Raw genomic sequence first — 15,951 nt, forward strand, 5'->3', positions numbered from 1 at the left:
GTGCGACGCGGCAGCGCGGGCTTCACCCTGCTGGAAGTGCTGGTGGTGATCGTCGTGATCGGCCTGCTGGCCGGCCTGGTGACTCTGGTGCAGCGCGACAATGGCGCCCAGCAGGCTCAGCGCGAGGCCGATCGCCTGCGCAGCCTGATCAGTCTGCTGCGCGAGGAGTCGGTGCTGAGCCACCAGGACTTCGGTCTGCGCATCGAGGCCGACAGCTATGCGGTGCAGCGCCTCGACCTCGACGGCCACTGGCAAGCGGCCCCCGGCTTCCGCGTGCAGCACCTGCCGGAGTCGCTACGCCTGCACCTGCAACGGGACGACGAAGTGCCTGCCCCTGGCGAAGCGCCCCAGCTACTGGTGCTCTCCAGCGATGAGGTGTCGCCCTTCACCCTGCGCCTGGAATACCGCCTGGTACCCATGCTGGCGTTATCCAGCGACGGTCTGGAGGAAGTTCGCCTTGAACGCCTCGCACCCTGAGCAGGGCTTCACTCTGCTGGAGGTAATGGTCGCCCTGGCCATCTTCGCCACGCTCTCCATCGCTTTGTTCAACGCAGCCAGCCATGTGGCCGTCACCAGCGCCGCCCTGGCCGAGCGCAGCCTGGCCCAGTGGCTGGCGGACAACCGCTTGAATGAGCTGCGCGCCCATATGCGCCCGGCCAGCGCCGGAAATGACGAGGAACGCCTCGCCTTCGCCGGACGAGACTGGCGGCTGGCCAGCGAGATCGGCCCGGCCCCTGACCCACGGCTGCTCAAGGTCAGCCTGGAAGTCCTGACGGACGGCCCCCGGCCGATACGTCGTGCGCACCTGGTGGGTTTCATCGAGGCGCAGCGATGAAGCAGCGCGGTTTCACCCTGCTGGAAGTGCTGATCGCCGTGGCGCTGTTCAGCCTGCTGGGCCTGGCCTGCTACCGCCTGCTGGAGCGGGTGATGCACAGCGACCAGCGCATCGCCGCCCACGAAGTCCAGTTGCGCCAGTTGCAGCGTGCCCTCGGCCTGTTCGAGCGTGACCTGACACAGGCCATTGCCTACCCACTCAGCGACGACCCCAGCCGGCGCCAGGCGCTGATAGGCCAGGCGGACAACCTGCGGCTGGTGCGTGGCGGCTGGAGCAACCCGCTGCAGCAGCGGCGCAGCGAGGTGCAGGAAGTCAGCCATACCTGGCGCGATGGCGAGTGGCTGCGCCAGTACCGCAGCCCGCCGGAACGCGAGCTGGAGACCCCACCCCTGCACAGCCAGCGGCTGCTTGACGGCATCCGCCTGATTCGCCTGCGCTACCTCGACAGCCAGGGCGAGGGCCACGACAACTGGCCGGCGGGCAGCTCGCCCCTGAGCCTGCCCCAGGCTCTGGAGCTGGAACTGGACGCCCCCGGTTATCCCGCTATCCGCCGGGTCATCCTGCTGCCCGGCTACGAAGGGGACGGCGATGCCTGAACACCGCCCGCAGCGGGGCGTGGCCCTGATCAGCGTGCTGCTGGTCACCGCCCTGGTCACCCTGATCGTCAGCGACATGCTCGCCCGCCAGCGCCTGAGCCTGGCCAGCAGCGCCAACCAGCTGCACCAGCAGCAGCTCTGGCAACTGGCCCTGAGTGGCGAGGCGTGGGCGCGCCAGCAGTTGCGCGCGGACCTGGCCGACGCGGACGAACTGCGGCGCGTGCACCTCGCCCAGCGCTGGGCCCAGGGCGTGCAGCAGTTCGACATCGAAGGCGGGCACATCCGCATCCGCCTGGACGACCTCGGCGGCCGCCTCGACCTCAACACCCAGCGCGGCGACAGCGACCCCGTTCTGCGCGCCCGCTACCAGCGCCTGCTGGCGCTGCTCGGCCTCCCCATTCACGACCCGGCCAGCCTGCCGCCGCGCCTCGGACGTGACGGCAAACCGCTGCCGTTCGCCGACAGCAGCGAATTGCAACGCCTGGCGCAAGTGGATGAAACCAGCCTGCGCCGGCTGCGGCCCTGGGTCCGTACCACGGCAGGCGCACTGAACCTCAACACCGCCCCGGCCGAAGTGCTGGCCGCCCTCGAAAGCCTTGACCTGGCCGTGGCCCGCGCCATCGTCCAGGCCCGCCCTGCCAACGGCTATGCCAGCGTCCAGGCGTTCCTCGAACAACCGCTGCTACAAGACCGCCAGGTCCGCTCACTGGGACTTGGCGTCAGCAGCGACTACTTCCGCGCCACCCTGGATGTCGAGCTGGGCGAGCGCCGACTGCGTCTGGTCAGCGACCTGCACACCCGCGCCGATGGTCGGGTGGAAGTGCTGCGCCGCCGACTCGCCCGCCCCGACACCCGCCTTTCGGAGTAATCAACGTGCAAGCCTGGCTTCATCTCAGCTCCCCTGCCCCGGCGGACGGCGACTGGTCGCTGACCTGGTGGCGCGCCGACGGCGAGGCCGTCCAGGGAGGTCTCGAACAGGCCGCCCGAGACCTCGCCCGCCTCGACCTGACCCTGCTGCTGCCGGCCGAAGCCGCCAGCCATCACACCATCGAGGTGCCCGCCCGCAGCGGGCGCTGGCTGCGCCAGGCGATCCATTCGGCACTGGAAGAACGCCTGCTGGACGACCTCGACGCGCTGCTGCTTGCACGCGGTCCGTTGCTGCAACGACGCCACTGCCGGCTGTTCGTAGTGCGCCGCGACTGGCTGCGCCAGGTCCTGGCCCGGCTTGCCCGGCACGGCCTGGTGCCCGGACGCATCCACATCGACGCCGACTGCCTGCCAGGCGAGGGCGCCCTGGCCCTGCGCTGCGCCGGCCGCTGGCTGATCGGCGGCGGCGCGCCCCTGCGTCTGGCGTTGAGCGACCAGGCGCGAGCCGACCTCGAGGCACGCCTGCCGGACGCGCTCGAGTGGCGCGACGAGGCGCCCTGGCCACTGCTGGCGGAAGGTTCGCGTAGTGCTATCGACCTGCGCCAGGATGAATTCGCCCGCGACTCCGGGCGCCGCCTGCCCTGGCGCACCCTGGCGCTGCTGGCGGCACTGGGCTTGGCCGCGCAACTGGGGCTGAACATCGGCCAGCGCCTGCTACTGGAACAACGCGCCGATGCCCTGGCCCAGGCCAACCTGGCCGCCTGGCAACAGCGTTACCCCGACCAGGACCGCGTGGTCGACCTGGCCCGCCAGGTGCGTGCGCGCATGCAGCAGGCCGGCCAGCCCCACCTCGGCCTGGCCCACAGCCTGGACAGCCTGGCGCGCCTATGGAAAAGCAGCGGCGGCGTCATCGCCCAGGTCGGGCGGCTCGACTACCAGGCGGGCGAAGGCTGGACCCTGCGCGTCCGCGCGCCCGCCTTCGCCGATCTCGAACGCCTGCGCGAAGGCCTGGTCCGCCAAGGCCTGATCGTTCTTTCCGACTCCGCCGTGCGCGATCCCGATGGGGTCAGCGCGCGCCTGCAAATCAAGGACTGACGCATGCCCCCTTTACTGACCCCGCTGCACCCGCACTGGCAGCGCCTGCCCACTCGCGAGCGCCGCGCCTTGCTGGCGCTGGCTCTGTTCGTCGGCCTGGTGCTGGCCTGGCGACTGGTCTGGCAGCCCCAGCAACAGGCCCTGCAGCACGCCGAACGCCGTTACCAGGAGGAACTCCAATTGCAGATCGACCTCGCCAACCTGCCTGCCAATCCCACCCCGCCGGGAGAGCGCGTCGACAATGCGGCCCTGCCCGGCTTCCTGGCCAGGACCACGGCCAATGCCGACATCACCCTCGAACGCATGGACGGCGACGGTGCCGGCCGCATGAACCTGAACCTGGCAGGCACGCTGGGCAGCGTGCTCGCCTGGATGGAACGGCTGGAAGAAAGTGGCGTGGAGGTGGTGTCGCTGGGGATGGACGTCAGCCGCGAGGCGGACGTGAAGGCGCGGATGGTAGTAGAAGCGCCTCAGGAAACCCGCGCCGGGCTGGGCGCCAGCAGGCGCAGGATGCCGCCAAGCAGCACGCCGTAAAGCGGCACGAAGAGCACCAGGCTGATGGCCAGCTTGACGCCGTAGTCCACGGTGGCGATTTCCACCCAGTTCGCCGCCATGAAGGGGTTGTCGCTGCGCCAGAAGGCCACAGAGAAGAAGGCGAAGGTGTCCAGCAGGTTGCCGAAGATGGTGGAGGCGGTGGGCGCGATCCACCACTGGCGCATTTTCCGCAGACGGTCGAAAACCTGGATATCCAGCACCTGGCCCAGCACATAGGCAAGGAAACTGGCCAGGGAGATGCGGGCGACGAAGAGGTTGAATTCGCCGAGGGCGGCGAAGCCCTGGAAGGCCGCCTCCTGGAACAGCACCGAGACCACATAGGACGCAGCAAGCGCCGGCACCATGACCCGCGCGATGACCCTACGCGCCGCCGCCTTGCCCATCAGGCGAACGGTCAGGTCGGTGGCCAGGAAGATGAACGGAAAGCTGAACGCGCCCCAGGTGGTGTGCCAGCCGAACAGGGTAATGGGCAGCTGCACCAGGTAGTTGCTGGCGATGATGATGAGGATGTGGAAGACGATCAGGCCGGTCAGTGCCGGACGCCAGACCGTGGGAAAGGTAGCGGGCATGATGATTTGCATCCTTTTTGCCGATGGGGTGAGGGAACCCATGTCGCGGCCCCCTGGCCGGCGACGGCGCGCATTCTAACTTGACCCGCGCATCAGGAAAAGACGCTTAGTCCGGCGGGCCGTATCGGAGCGTCTTATAGAGCCCATGGAATAGCAGGATGAAACCGATCTAGTAGGGTGCGCCGTGCGCACCGGGTGCATGACGAGGCGCTGGAGCCGCCCACCGAAATTGGTGCGCATGGTGCACCCTACATCTGGCCCGGTGGAAGATTTCTGCCAAGTGCCCGGGGTGGCGTGAAAAAGGGCCGCGATGCGGCCCTCTCTTCATTCTGTCCGTACCTTGCGCCGCCCGGTCACCATGGACCAGGGCAGGTTCTCGCGCATGCGCACGCTTTCCACCAGCGCAGCAGCGACATGCAGGCAGGCCAGCCAGAACAGGCTGTCGGCCAAGAAGACATGGATATCCCGGGGCAGGTCCTCGCCCCAGAAGTAGTCGACTTCTTCCATCAGGAAACCGGTGACGCCCAGCCCCACCATCAGCAGGAGCATGAGGATCATTACCAGCCCCCCCAGGGGCGAGTGGCCCATGTGGTGCAAGTAGCCACCGGAAAGCAGCGCCTTGGCATGGGTCACCAGGCGCGCCGGGCGGGGCCAGAAGTCCGCCCAGCGCGCCGACCGGGGGCCGACGAAGCCCCAGGCCACGCGCACCAGCACCACTGCCACGGCGTAGTAACCGAGCCAGCGGTGCCAGCCGTCACCCGCCTCGTTGAGGAAGTAGTCACCGATGAAGGCGGCCACCAGCGACCAGTGGCCGATCCGTATCACCGGGTCCCAGAGGCGAACAGTGTCAGTGCTCACGGATCAGTCCTCGATCTCCTGTTTGACCACCTTGCCGTCGACCGGGTCGAAGTAGATCTCGACCTTGCGCTTGTCCTTGTCCCAGCCGTAGATCTCGTAGCAGTTGCCGGCGGTCACCTTGAACTTCTTGATGTCGTAACCCTGGGCCTTGAGGTCGTCCTGGAACTTGGTCTGGTCTTGCCACGTGGCCTTGTCGGCGGTGGTGCATTCGGTCTGGGCAAAGGTCAGGGGGCTGACGAGGGCCAGGGAAAGAAGCAGGAGCTTACGCATGGTATCGACCTCGATTGTGCGTTGTTTGGCTAAAGGCAATGCAAGGCTTTCTCATTCACTGCCATGACGATGGAGATTAGGCCAGGCCTGGGAGGCTGTCATTTCCCGGCCTGCCGGTCTCAGCGATGTTCGACAGCGAATTGCCCCCGACCTGCGTGCTTGGCCCGGTAGCAAGCTGTATCAGCCTGTTTCAAGAGCTCCGCAGGCTGCGCGTTAGCGCTGTGGATGCAGGCCATGCCGACGCTGGCGCCGACGCGGTACGCCTGCCCTTCCCACGTCAGTTCCACCCCCTGGATCTGCGCGATCAGCCGCGCCGCCAGGAGCTCCGCCTGGGTCAGCGGGCAACTGCGCAGGATCAGCCCGAACTCGTCGCCGCCCAAGCGTGCCAGCTGGTCCCCCGCGCGTACCTGGGCCTGCATCAGCTTCGCCAGCTGGCGCAACAATTCGTCGCCGGCGGCGTGGCCGGCGCTGTCGTTGACCTGTTTGAAGCGGTCCAGGTCGATGAAGCAGAGCACGCTGTTGCCATCGTTCTGCAACGCCTCGCGGCAGCTTTCGGCAAGGGCGTCCTCGAAGGCCGCGCGGTTGAGCAGGCCGGTCAGGGCATCGTGGGTGGCGGCATAGCGCAGGTGCTTCTGCATGGCCCGCGCCTCACTGACGTCGGTGAGCACCAGCACGCTGCCCAGCAGGGTGCCGTCGCCACTGCGCATGGGGGCTGCCTGGCCCCGCAGGGCGATGGCGCCGCCCGCCGGGTGGCGCAGCGAGGCCAGTCCCTGGAGGCTGGCGACACTGCGCTGCTCCAGGCAATCGCGCACCGGGTTAGGCACCAGTTGGCCATCCTCGCCTTCCAGCAACAGGACCTGCTCGATGGGCAGCCCCTGGGCCTCGTCGCTGTGCCAGCCACTCAGGCGCTCGGCCACCGGGTTGAGGAAGCTGACCCGGCCGTCCAGGTCGGTGGTGATGACGCCGTCGCCGATGGCGTCGAGGGTCACCTGCAGCCGCTCGCGCTCGTCGCGCAGGCGCTCGGCCAACTGCCGCAGTTCGCTGACGTCCCAGTTGGTGCCGACCATGCGCAGCGGTTTGCCGTCGGCATCGCAGACCAGGCGCGCATGCCCCTTGAGCACCCGCTGGTCGCCATCGGAGCGGCGGATACGGAACTCGATGTCCAGGCGCCTGGTACCCTCCCGCGCGGCCAGCACCTCGCGCTCTGCACGGACGGCGTCGTCCGGATGCAGGTGGGCACGCCAATCGGCATAGGACAGCTCGCCGCCTTCAGTGCGGCCGTAGAGGCGGCACATGCCGTCATCCCAGAGCATGCGGTCGCTGGCCAGGTCCCACTCCCAGACGCCAACGCCGCTGGCTTCGGTGGCCACCGAATAGCGACGCGCCAATACCGCTTCGCGTTCTTCCGCGCGCTTGCGCCGGTCGATGTCCTCGATCTGGGAGATGAAATACAGCGGCTCGCCCTCGTGGTCGCGCACCAGGGATACCGCCAGCAGCCCCCAGATCACCCTCCCGCTCTTGTGCAGGTAGCGTTTCTCCAGCCGGTAGCTGTGGCGCCGTCCGGCGAGGGTTTCCCGTACCAGTTCGAGGTCATCGGCCAGATCGTCGGGGTAGGTGAGATCCTGGAAGCTCAGCGTGGCGAATTCATCCTCGCTGTAGCCGAGCATGTCGCAGAGGGCTCGGTTGACCCGCTGCCAGCGCCCGTCCAGTCCCACCAGGGCCATGCCGATGGCGGAATGGTCCATGGCGTCGCGAAAGCGCGTTTCGCTGGCCGCCAGTTCGCGACGGCGCTTGCGCAATTGCTCCACCGCCGACGCCAGCAGCAACGCGGGCAACAGGGCCAGCAGCAGGGGCAGGTACACCAGCAGGTCGCGCCAGCCCTTTTCCAGGTACGTGGCATCGAGCAGGCCGAGGGCGATGATCAGGCCGCCGCTGACCGAGGCCAGGGCCACCAGCAGCGCCGTGCTGGCAAAAGTCAGACGCACGGCGGCGAACATCAGCGGCAAGGACACATAAACGAAGGGGAACGGCAGGAACAGCAAGACGAACGGCGTGCCGGCCAGCACCAGCCCGACGAACAGCAAGCGCTCATGCCGACGGCGCTCGCTGCGGAACTCCCACCAGCCATGCTGGCGCAGCCAGACCGCCAGGGGCAGCACCGAAACGGCCCCGAGCATGGTGCCCTCGACCCAGAACATCCAGCTGCGCTCGAACGAATCCAACCCTTGCCAGGCGAGGATGCTCGCGCCGAGGCTGGCCCCCATCAGCGGCGGCAGCAAGGCGCCGAAGAAGATGAACTGGAGGAAGGCTCCGGGGCTTTCGTTCATCCGCAGGGCGGCCCCGCTGACCCGCAACAGGGCCGCTGCCAGGGCCATTTCCAGCAGGTTGGGGGCAAGGAAGCTCGTCGCGCGCAGCAGACCGTCACCAACGGCCATGTTGGCCAGGAGATCGGCCAACATGGCTGCCGCCAGCATGGGCGCCCAGCGGCGCAACGGCTGGTCCCAGAGCAGCGCCACGGTAAAGGCGTTGGCGTACCAGAGCGTGGCGATGCTGCCGGGCTGGCGCGAAAGCCAGACAGCCCCAAGGGCCAACAGCAGGTAGCCGGCAAAGACCAGCAACACGGTGGGCAGCAGAGTGCCTGGCTCAGGGGTACGGGGCATCAGCCGAATCTCCCACGGCAGGCGGCGGGCACGGCCCCGGTGGGTTTCAGGCAAGTCGGAAGCAAGTCAGCCACAGCGATCTCCACGCAGGCCTCGGCTTCTCCAGACAATAGCGGAACACCGGGCCTGAGCAATTCGACAGTCAGACGCCGACTATGCCGCGACCGACACTCAACGCCAGGGCGCGCCGACGAGCAGCGTGGCGCAGCGCGTCTGGACGAACTCGCGGAGCAGGCGAACCGGTTTGCTGAGCTGGGCGCGATGGGCGCAGATCAGGTTCAGCGGCGTGGCCTCGCCAAGGTATTGCGACAAGGCCAGCTCCAGGCGCCCGGCCTGGATGTCGCCGGCCACATCCAGCCAGGACTTGTAGGTCAGCCCCTGCCCGGCCAGGGCCCAACGCCGCACCACGTCGGCATCGTCGCAGGCGCGATTGCCGGCCACGGTCACCGCCTGCTCGCGGCGGCCTTCGCTGAAACGCCAGCGATCGTGCACGCGGCCACTCAACTGGTAGAGCAGGCAGTTGTGCCCCGCCAGGTCCTCCGGCTGACGCGGGCAGCCGTGCCGGGCGAAATACTCGGGAGAGCCACAGAGTACCCGGCGGTTTTCGGCGGCCAGGGGCAGCGCCACCAGGCTGGAGTCCTCCGGTTCGCCGTAGCGGATGGCGATGTCCACCGACTGGCGGAACAGGTCGGCTATCCGGTCGCTCAGGTGCAGGCGCAGGCTGAGGCGGGGATGCTCGCGCTGGAACTCATCCAGCCAGGGCAGCAGCGTGTTGCGGCCGAAATCGGAGGGCGCCGACAGCTGCAGCACACCGGCAATGTCTTCGCGGCCTCCGGCCAACTGTCGCTGTCCCTCGTCCAGGCTGGCCAGGGCACTGCGCGCATGCACGAGAAACTGTTCGCCCTCGGGGGTCAGGCGCAGGCTGCGGGTAGAGCGCACGAACAGACGGGCCTCCAGCTGCTGCTCCAAGCGCTTGAGTGCGGCGCTGGCCACGGCGGGCGAAACATCCAGCTTGCGCGCAGCCGCCGAGAGGCTGCCGTGGTCGGCGGTGTTCACGAACAGGGCAAGATCGTCGAAGCGCAACATTTTCAAAGTTCCATTGAAAGACTGTCGTTTTCTAGCCGATTTTTCTCACCTGCGAAACAGCCAGCCATGCGGCCCTCCCCGCCCTCTGACCGGCGAGCGGCTGCTCGGGCGAACGGTCCAGTACGCCAGAACGAAGAGGCTAGACTTTCCCGGGTCTCGCCAGCGGCCGGCTGCTCCGCATAGCTGCTGTTTCGCCGGGGTCCAGGATGCATCCCAGCCTTCAGGTGGAACTCTATTGCGTGGACGTCGACTTCAGCGCGCTGACCTCCGCGCGGGACGCGCTCAGGCAGAGTGAAAATCGTTACCAGCAATTGCTCGAAAGCCTTGGCTAGCGAGCGCCGAAGCCCCCATCAAGCCGCAGCGAGCAGGGCTAGGACGAACGGCGTCGACCACCAGTCGGCTGCTTGATCCACGTCATTTTCTGCCGTCTGGGTGGGTCTACACTCTGATTCCCCGCCACATGATTGGAGATGACTGAGGTGAAAATTCTCGTTCGTCCGACCACCACCCCGCAGGGTGCCGGCTGGCAAGTCTGCCTGGACCAGCATGCTGTGAGCTTCCGCAGCGAGGCCGAAGCACGCCGCTTCGTCACGGTTCTCGAGGAGCGGTTGAGAGCCCCTCATACGTTGCCGGACGGGGCCAGGCGAATAGCGAGTTAGCCCAGGGGCGCCTGACCGTTGCGGTCGAGGCGCCAGGTCAGCAGTGCACAGGCGACTGCCGCGCAGCCGCACAGGCTGATGACCAGGGCCAGGGGCATGGCGCTGCCGTCGTGCAGCCACCCCACCAGGGCGGCGGCCCCCGCCGCCACACCAAACTGCAGACTGCCCATCAGCGCCGAGGCACTACCGGCGTGCTGGCCCTGGCCAGCCATGGCACAGGCCGACGCGTTGGGCAGGATGCATCCCAGGCTGGCGATGCAGCCGAACAGCGGCAACAGCAACGGCCAGAGCGTTTCGGTACGCAGGCTGGAAACCAGCAACAGCGCCAGTGCGCACACCAGGTAGACCCAGATCACTCGCCGCATCCAGAACGCCGGGCCACGGTGGCGCAGCAGGATGGCGTTGATCTGCGCCACCAGGATGAAGCCCGCCGCATTGGCACCGAACAACCAGCCGTAATGCTCGGGTGGTACGCCGTAAAGCTGGATGAAGACGAAGGGTGAACCGGCGATGTAGGCAAACATACCGGCAATCGCCAGGCCACCGGTCATGCCGTAGGCGAGGAACTGCCAGTTGCCGAACAACCGGCGGTACTGCCCGAGGGCGCCTCGTAGCGGAGCGCGCGGAGTGACGTTGGAAAGGGTTTCCGGCAACCAGGTGGCGACCCCCAGCAACACCAGCGCGCTGAACAGCGTCAGCCCCCAGAAGATCGACTGCCAGCCGAACAGTTCCAGCAGCAGGCCACCACCCAGCGGCGCGAGAATCGGCGCCAGCCCCATGACCAGCATCAATTGCGAGAATGCCTTGGCCGACGCGATGGGATCGCACAGGTCACGCACCACCGCACGCGACACCACCATGCCGGCGCAGCCGCCCAGGGCCTGGATGAAGCGCGCGCCGATCAGCCATTCCAGGCTGGGTGCCAGGGCGCAAGCCACCGAGGCCAGGGTGAAGATGGTCACACCCAGCAGCAGCGGCGGGCGCCGGCCGAATCGGTCGGCCAGCGGGCCGTAGAGCAACTGACCGAACGCCAGGCCGACGAAGTAGGACGCCAGCGTCAGCTGCACATGCTCCACATCGGTGGCAAAGGCCGTGGCCAGGGCCGGGAAGCTGGGCAGGTAAAAGTCGATGGCCATGGGGCCGAAGGCGCTGAGCGCACCAAGCAGCAGGAGGATGCGGAAGGTCATGGTTGAGGCTGGCGCCATCCGTTGCGGGCAAGGCGCCAGATACTAACAGGGGATTTCACTGGCCTGTGGGAGCGAATTCATTCGCGAATGAATTCGCACAACCTTTCGTAGCTGGGTGCGGGCGGCGTTCCGCTAGAGCGCAGAGAAACTCAACGCAGCGGCGCCTGTGACTGACCACGTTGGGCCTCGCAGGCTCGGACCAACCTACGGGGCCGCTGCACGGCTGATTGACATGGAATCTCCCACAGACTCAACAGCCGGTGCCTACCCCTCGTGCGCCTGCTCGGCCTTGGACGCCTTCCTGCGTTCGATCCAGTCCGACGCCTTCTCCACCAGCATGAAGAACATGGGGATGAAGAAGGTGGCCAGCACGGTGGCGGCGAGCATCCCGCCGATTACACCAGTGCCGATGGAGTGACGACTTGCTGAACCGGCGCCGGAGCTGATGGCCAGCGGCACGCAGCCCAGGATGAACGCTAGCGAGGTCATCACGATCGGGCGGAAACGCAGCTTGGCCGCTTCCAGCGCCGCCTCCACCGGGCCCATACCCTGCTCGCGGCAGAGCACGGCGAACTCGACGATGAGGATCGCGTTCTTCGCCCCCAGACCGATCAGGGTCACCAGGCCGACCTGGAAGTACACGTCGTTCTGGATACCCCGCAGCCACACGGCGAGGATGGCACCAAACACCGCGAACGGCACCGCGGTGACGACCGCCAGCGGCAGGGTCCAGCGCTCGTACTGGGCGGCGAGGATGAGGAACACCATGATCAGGCCGAACACGAACGCCGTGCTGCCCGAACCCTGGGTCGCCAGCTCCTGGTAGGCCGAGCCGATCCAGCCGAGGCTGTAGTCCTCGCCCAGCACCTCGTTGGCCACTTCCTGCATGGCCGCCAGTGCCTGGCCGGAGCTGTAGCCCGGCGCCGGGCCGCCAAGCACCTTGGCCGCCGGGTAGACGTTGAAACGGGCGTAGGAGTCCGGCCCGAGGATACGTTCCACACGCACCAGGGACGACAGCGGAACCAGGTCGTCAGTGGTGGAGCGCACGTAGACCTGGCTCAGGTCATCCGGCTTGCGACGGAACTCCGGCTCCGACTGCAGGCTCACCTGCCAGGTACGCCCGTAGAGGGTGAAGTCGTTGACGTAGTAGCTGCCGAAGGTGGCCTGCATGGCGGTGAATACATCGTTGATCGCCACGCCCAGGGCCCGGGCCTTGGTGCGGTCGAGGTCGATGTAGTACTGCGGCACGTTGGCGTTGAAGGTGGTGTTGACCCCCGCCAGTTCGGGCCGCTTGGATGCCGCTGCGACGAACTTCTGCACCACCGTTTCCAGTTGCTGCACGGTGCCGCCGCTGCGGTCCTGGATATAGGACTCGAAGCCGCCGGTGGTACTCATGCCAGTGATCGGCGGCGGGTTGAAGGACAGCACGATGCCGTCCTTCTGCCCGGCGCCCATGCCCATGAAGGTGCGCGTGAGGTTGCGCGCATCGAGTTCCGGCGTGGTGCGCTCGCTCCAGTCCTTGAGCGGCACGAAGGACACCCCGGCGTTGCTGCGGGTCCCGAACGTCAGGATGTCAAAGCCGGCGAAGGTGACCACGTCCTCCACCGCCGGGTGCTTCATCAGTTGCTCGCCGACGGCGCTGGTGAGTTCTTCGGTGCGGGTCAGCGAGGCCGCCGGTGGCAGGAAGTAGGCGTTGAGCACGTAGCCCTGGTCCTCGTCCGGCACGAGGGCGCCGGGCACCCGGCCGAAGAGCACGACCATCAGCGCGATCATGCCGCCGAACAGCAGCAGGCCGACCATCGCGCGCTTGAGGAAGAACTGCACGCCCGCGCCGTAGCCAGCGGTCATGCGGTCGAAGAAGGCATTGAACCAGCGGAACGGCGCCGCCGGCTGGCCGTGTCCGGGCTTGAGCATCAGGGCACAGAGCGCCGGCGACAGGGTCAGAGCGACTATGCCGGAAATCACCACCGATACGGCGATGGTGATCGCGAACTGCTGGTACATCTGCCCCGCCAGGCCACCGAGGAAGCCCACCGGGATGAACACCGCACAGAGCACCAGGACGATGGCGATGATGGGCCCGGTCACCTCCTCCATAGCCTCGATCGCAGCCTCACGCGGGCCGATCTTCTTCGTTGCCATCACCCGCTCGACGTTCTCGATCACCACGATGGCGTCGTCGACCACGATGCCGATGGCCAGCACCATGCCGAAGAGGGTGAGCAGGTTGATGGAGAAACCGAGCATGTACATGCCGGCGAAGGTGCCGATCAGCGACACCGGGATCGCCAGCACCGGAATCAGGGTGGCGCGCCAGTTCTGCAGGAAGATGAAGACCACCAGCACCACCAGCAGCAGGGCTTCGAAGAAGGTGTGGATCACTTCTTCGATGGAGACTTCCACGAACTTGGTGGTGTCGTAGGGGATCTTGTAGGTGATGCCCTCAGGGAAGCGCTTGGCCAACCGTTCCATGGTCGACTTCACCGCTTCGGCGGTCTCCAGGGCGTTGGCGCCCGGTTGCAGGTAGATACCGAAGGCGGCGTTCTGCTGGCCGTTGAGGGAGGTCATCAGGGAGTAGTCCTGGGCCCCCAGTTCGACCCGCGCCACATCCTTGAGCAACAGGCTGGCGCCGGTGGCGTCGGAACGCAGGATGACGCTCTCGAACTCCTTGGGATCGGTGAAGCGGCCTTGGGTGGTCACCGTGTAGGTGAAGTCCTGGGGCTGGTCCAGCGGCTGCTGGCCGAAGCTGCCGGCGGCGAACTGGGAGTTCTGCTCGCGGATGGCGTTGACCACGTCGCTGGGCGTGAGGTCGTACTGCGCCAGCTTGTCCGGGCGCAGCCAGATGCGCATGGAGTAGTCCTTGGAGCCGAACTGGCTGGCGTCACCCACGCCGGGAATCCGCTTCAGCTCGTCGATCACGTTGATCAACGCATAGTTGCTGATGAAGATCGGATCGCGGGAGTTGTCCGGTGAATAGAGGGTGACCACCTGAAGGATGTCGGAAGACTTCTTCTCCACCTTCACACCCTGCCGACGGACCTCTTCCGGCAACTTGGCGAGGGCGGCCTGGACCCGGTTGTTGACGTCGATGGTGGCCTGGTCGGCGTCCGTGCCCACCTCGAAGTACACGGTCAGGCTCATGGCGCCGCTGCTGTCGGAGTTGGACAGCTGGTAGATCATGCCTTCCACGCCGTTGATCTGCTGCTCCAGCGGCGCGGCGACGGTTTCCGCGATCACCTGGGAGCTGGCGCCGGGGTAGCGCGCGGACACCGACACCTGCGGCGGAAGGATTTCCGGGTACTGGGCGATGGGCAGCGCGCGCATGGCTGCGAGGCCGGCGAGCACGATGACGATAGAGATGACCGCAGCGAAAACCGGTCTGTCGATAAAGAAGCGCGAGATCACGGCGGGCGCTCCTTACGATTGTTTAGCGGATTGTTCAGCGGGTGCCTTGCTGGCCTCCACCGCCTTCACCGGCGAGTCGGGGCGCACCTTGGGCAGGCCTTCGACTATCACCTGGTCGCCCGCGCTGACGCCGGACTCGATGACCCAGCGGCCATCGCGGGTATCACCGGTTTTCACCTGGCGCACCCGCGCCATACCGTCCTTGTCGACCACATAGACGAAGGTGCCGCGCGGCCCCTGGGCCAGGGCGCGTTCCGGCAGGGTGATGGCCTGCGGACGAGTGAAGCCCTTCACCAGGACGCGAACGAACATGCCGGGCAGCAGCTTCTGTTCGGGGTTGGGCACCACGGCGCGAGCACTGACGGTGCCGGTGCCGGTATTGACGAAGCTGTCGGTGAAGTCCACCCGGCCCGCCAGCGGATAGGTGGAGCCATCACCGAACTTCAGCTCTGCGCTGAGCAGGCCATCGGGCGGCAACTCGACCTTGCCGACCTTCACCCCCTCGCGCAGACGCTCGGCCTCGGTGTCCGGGTAGGCGAAGTTGACGTAGATGGGGTCTAGCTGGGTCAGTTGGGTGAGCAAGCTGGAGTTGGGGTCGGTGGCCACCACCAGGCTGCCCTCGGAGCGGGTTTCCTTGCTGGTCATGCCGGAGATGGGCGCCTCGACGGTGGTGTAGTCGAGGTCGATCTGCCGGGCTTTCACTTCGGCCTGGGCGGCTTCGACATTGGCCTTGCTCTGCTCGAAGTTGGAAATCGCGTTATCCAGCTCGCTCTCGCTGGCGTAGCCCTTCTTCTGCAACTCGCGGGTACGCTTCAGATCACGGTCGGTCTGGCGGTAGCGCGCCTGTTCCTGGGCCAGCGCGCCCTTGGCCCGAGCCAGGGCCGCCTCGTAGGTACGCGGATCGATGCGGAACAGCACCTGGCCCTGCTTCACCCGGCTGCCCTCGGTGTAGGTACGCTGCTGGAGTATCCCGCTGACCTGGGCCCGGACCTCCACCTCGCGATAGCCCGCAGTGCGCCCGGCGTATTCCAGGATCAGTGGCAGCGGGGCTGCCTTGGCGGTCTCCACCACTACCTCAGGGGCCGACGGAGCACCGTCAGCGGCACCAGCAAGGCCGGTGAAACTGGCGCTTGCGGCGAAAAGAGCAAGGCTGATGGGCAGACTGCGAGCGAGCGGCATAAGGTGTCTCCATACGGTGCCGAATCGGCAAATGAAGCCGGCATTGAGCTATACATTCATCTGTGTCTGTAAGCGGTTGTGCACCGAGTAAATCGGTACACTCCGTCCCCCAAACAAGAAGCCTAGACAC

General features: G+C 66.8%; 16 protein-coding genes. 8 read left to right on the forward strand and 8 right to left on the reverse strand.

Features of this window, described 5'->3' with window-relative positions; translation table 11 throughout:
• Genes gspH through gspM form a run of 6 tightly spaced genes read left to right on the forward strand, consistent with a single transcriptional unit; the run spans nucleotide 1 to nucleotide 3,927 of the window.
• The gene (gene gspH / locus THL1_RS25015) at nucleotides 1-477 is read left to right on the forward strand and encodes a type II secretion system minor pseudopilin GspH (RefSeq protein ID WP_069085759.1); all 477 of its coding nucleotides are present in this window, start codon (nucleotides 1-3) and stop codon (nucleotides 475-477) included.
• Nucleotides 458-835 (forward strand): type II secretion system minor pseudopilin GspI, encoded by a 378-nt coding sequence (gene gspI, locus THL1_RS25020; protein ID WP_145928386.1) that lies wholly within the window; start codon nucleotides 458-460, stop codon nucleotides 833-835. Before gspH ends, gspI begins: the two co-directional genes overlap by 20 nt.
• Nucleotides 832-1,431, forward strand: coding sequence for a type II secretion system minor pseudopilin GspJ (gene gspJ / locus THL1_RS25025; RefSeq protein WP_069085760.1), 600 nt, complete (start codon nucleotides 832-834; stop codon nucleotides 1,429-1,431). The genes gspI and gspJ overlap by 4 nt, the downstream gene beginning before the upstream one ends.
• Complete coding sequence (gene gspK, locus THL1_RS25030) at nucleotides 1,424-2,299, forward strand: type II secretion system minor pseudopilin GspK (RefSeq protein WP_069085761.1); 876 nt, start codon at nucleotides 1,424-1,426, stop codon at nucleotides 2,297-2,299. The genes gspJ and gspK overlap by 8 nt, the downstream gene beginning before the upstream one ends.
• A gap of 5 nt (nucleotides 2,300-2,304) precedes the next feature.
• Entirely contained in the window at nucleotides 2,305-3,393 is a 1,089-nt protein-coding gene (gene gspL, locus THL1_RS25035; RefSeq protein WP_069085762.1) for a type II secretion system protein GspL, read from the forward strand.
• 3 nt (nucleotides 3,394-3,396) lie between these two features.
• Entirely contained in the window at nucleotides 3,397-3,927 is a 531-nt protein-coding gene (gene gspM / locus THL1_RS25040) for a type II secretion system protein GspM (RefSeq protein ID WP_069085763.1), read from the forward strand.
• On the opposite strand, the gene THL1_RS25045 is transcribed toward gspM, so the two are convergent.
• The 5 genes from THL1_RS25045 to THL1_RS25065 form a co-directional block, all read right to left on the reverse strand.
• Entirely contained in the window at nucleotides 3,864-4,517 is a 654-nt protein-coding gene (locus THL1_RS25045; protein WP_069085764.1) for a 7-cyano-7-deazaguanine/7-aminomethyl-7-deazaguanine transporter, read from the reverse strand. The genes gspM and THL1_RS25045 overlap by 64 nt on opposite strands.
• A gap of 324 nt (nucleotides 4,518-4,841) precedes the next feature.
• Nucleotides 4,842-5,375, reverse strand: a complete 534-nt coding sequence (locus THL1_RS25050) for a cytochrome b/b6 domain-containing protein (protein WP_069085765.1) — start codon at nucleotides 5,373-5,375, stop codon at nucleotides 4,842-4,844.
• A gap of 3 nt (nucleotides 5,376-5,378) precedes the next feature.
• Nucleotides 5,379-5,645 carry a PepSY domain-containing protein gene (locus tag THL1_RS25055; RefSeq protein WP_069085766.1) on the reverse strand — a complete coding sequence of 89 codons (267 nt, stop codon included), beginning with the start codon at nucleotides 5,643-5,645 and terminating at the stop codon, nucleotides 5,379-5,381.
• 119 nt (nucleotides 5,646-5,764) lie between these two features.
• Nucleotides 5,765-8,305 (reverse strand): PAS domain S-box protein, encoded by a 2,541-nt coding sequence (locus THL1_RS25060; RefSeq protein WP_069085767.1) that lies wholly within the window; start codon nucleotides 8,303-8,305, stop codon nucleotides 5,765-5,767.
• Nucleotides 8,306-8,476: 171 nt separating this feature from the next.
• Nucleotides 8,477-9,391, reverse strand: a complete 915-nt coding sequence (locus THL1_RS25065; protein WP_069085768.1) for a LysR family transcriptional regulator — start codon at nucleotides 9,389-9,391, stop codon at nucleotides 8,477-8,479.
• A gap of 206 nt (nucleotides 9,392-9,597) precedes the next feature.
• On the opposite strand from THL1_RS25065, the gene THL1_RS31060 reads away from it, so the two are divergent.
• Both THL1_RS31060 and THL1_RS25070 read left to right on the forward strand, forming a co-directional pair.
• The gene (locus THL1_RS31060; protein WP_257785001.1) at nucleotides 9,598-9,723 is read left to right on the forward strand and encodes a hypothetical protein; all 126 of its coding nucleotides are present in this window, start codon (nucleotides 9,598-9,600) and stop codon (nucleotides 9,721-9,723) included.
• 147 nt (nucleotides 9,724-9,870) lie between these two features.
• Entirely contained in the window at nucleotides 9,871-10,050 is a 180-nt protein-coding gene (locus THL1_RS25070; protein ID WP_069086629.1) for a hypothetical protein, read from the forward strand.
• Here THL1_RS25070 and THL1_RS25075 read toward each other — a convergent pair.
• From THL1_RS25075 to THL1_RS25085, 3 genes are all read right to left on the reverse strand, one after another.
• Nucleotides 10,047-11,237, reverse strand: coding sequence for a Bcr/CflA family multidrug efflux MFS transporter (locus THL1_RS25075; RefSeq protein WP_069085769.1), 1,191 nt, complete (start codon nucleotides 11,235-11,237; stop codon nucleotides 10,047-10,049). The genes THL1_RS25070 and THL1_RS25075 overlap by 4 nt on opposite strands.
• Before the next feature lie 264 nt (nucleotides 11,238-11,501).
• Complete coding sequence (locus tag THL1_RS25080) at nucleotides 11,502-14,642, reverse strand: efflux RND transporter permease subunit (RefSeq protein ID WP_069085770.1); 3,141 nt, start codon at nucleotides 14,640-14,642, stop codon at nucleotides 11,502-11,504.
• 12 nt (nucleotides 14,643-14,654) lie between these two features.
• Nucleotides 14,655-15,821: an efflux RND transporter periplasmic adaptor subunit gene (locus THL1_RS25085; protein ID WP_069085771.1), complete on the reverse strand. Its 1,167-nt coding sequence runs from the start codon at nucleotides 15,819-15,821 to the stop codon at nucleotides 14,655-14,657.
• Nucleotides 15,822-15,951 lie beyond the last annotated feature (130 nt).

Source organism: Pseudomonas sp. TCU-HL1 (assembly GCF_001708505.1).
Lineage (GTDB): Bacteria > Pseudomonadota > Gammaproteobacteria > Pseudomonadales > Pseudomonadaceae > Metapseudomonas.

Coding starts and splice junctions, on each gene's coding strand:
- THL1_RS25075 (WP_069085769.1), bottom strand. CDS start 11,237: ATGACCTTCCGCATCCTCCTGCTGCTTGGTGCGCTCAGCGCCTTCGGC.
- THL1_RS25065 (WP_069085768.1), bottom strand. CDS start 9,391: ATGTTGCGCTTCGACGATCTTGCCCTGTTCGTGAACACCGCCGACCAC.
- gspM (WP_069085763.1), top strand. CDS start 3,397: ATGCCCCCTTTACTGACCCCGCTGCACCCGCACTGGCAGCGCCTGCCC.
- THL1_RS31060 (WP_257785001.1), top strand. CDS start 9,598: ATGCATCCCAGCCTTCAGGTGGAACTCTATTGCGTGGACGTCGACTTC.
- gspJ (WP_069085760.1), top strand. CDS start 832: ATGAAGCAGCGCGGTTTCACCCTGCTGGAAGTGCTGATCGCCGTGGCG.
- THL1_RS25060 (WP_069085767.1), bottom strand. CDS start 8,305: ATGCCCCGTACCCCTGAGCCAGGCACTCTGCTGCCCACCGTGTTGCTG.
- THL1_RS25045 (WP_069085764.1), bottom strand. CDS start 4,517: ATGCCCGCTACCTTTCCCACGGTCTGGCGTCCGGCACTGACCGGCCTG.
- THL1_RS25055 (WP_069085766.1), bottom strand. CDS start 5,645: ATGCGTAAGCTCCTGCTTCTTTCCCTGGCCCTCGTCAGCCCCCTGACC.
- THL1_RS25085 (WP_069085771.1), bottom strand. CDS start 15,821: ATGCCGCTCGCTCGCAGTCTGCCCATCAGCCTTGCTCTTTTCGCCGCA.
- gspK (WP_069085761.1), top strand. CDS start 1,424: ATGCCTGAACACCGCCCGCAGCGGGGCGTGGCCCTGATCAGCGTGCTG.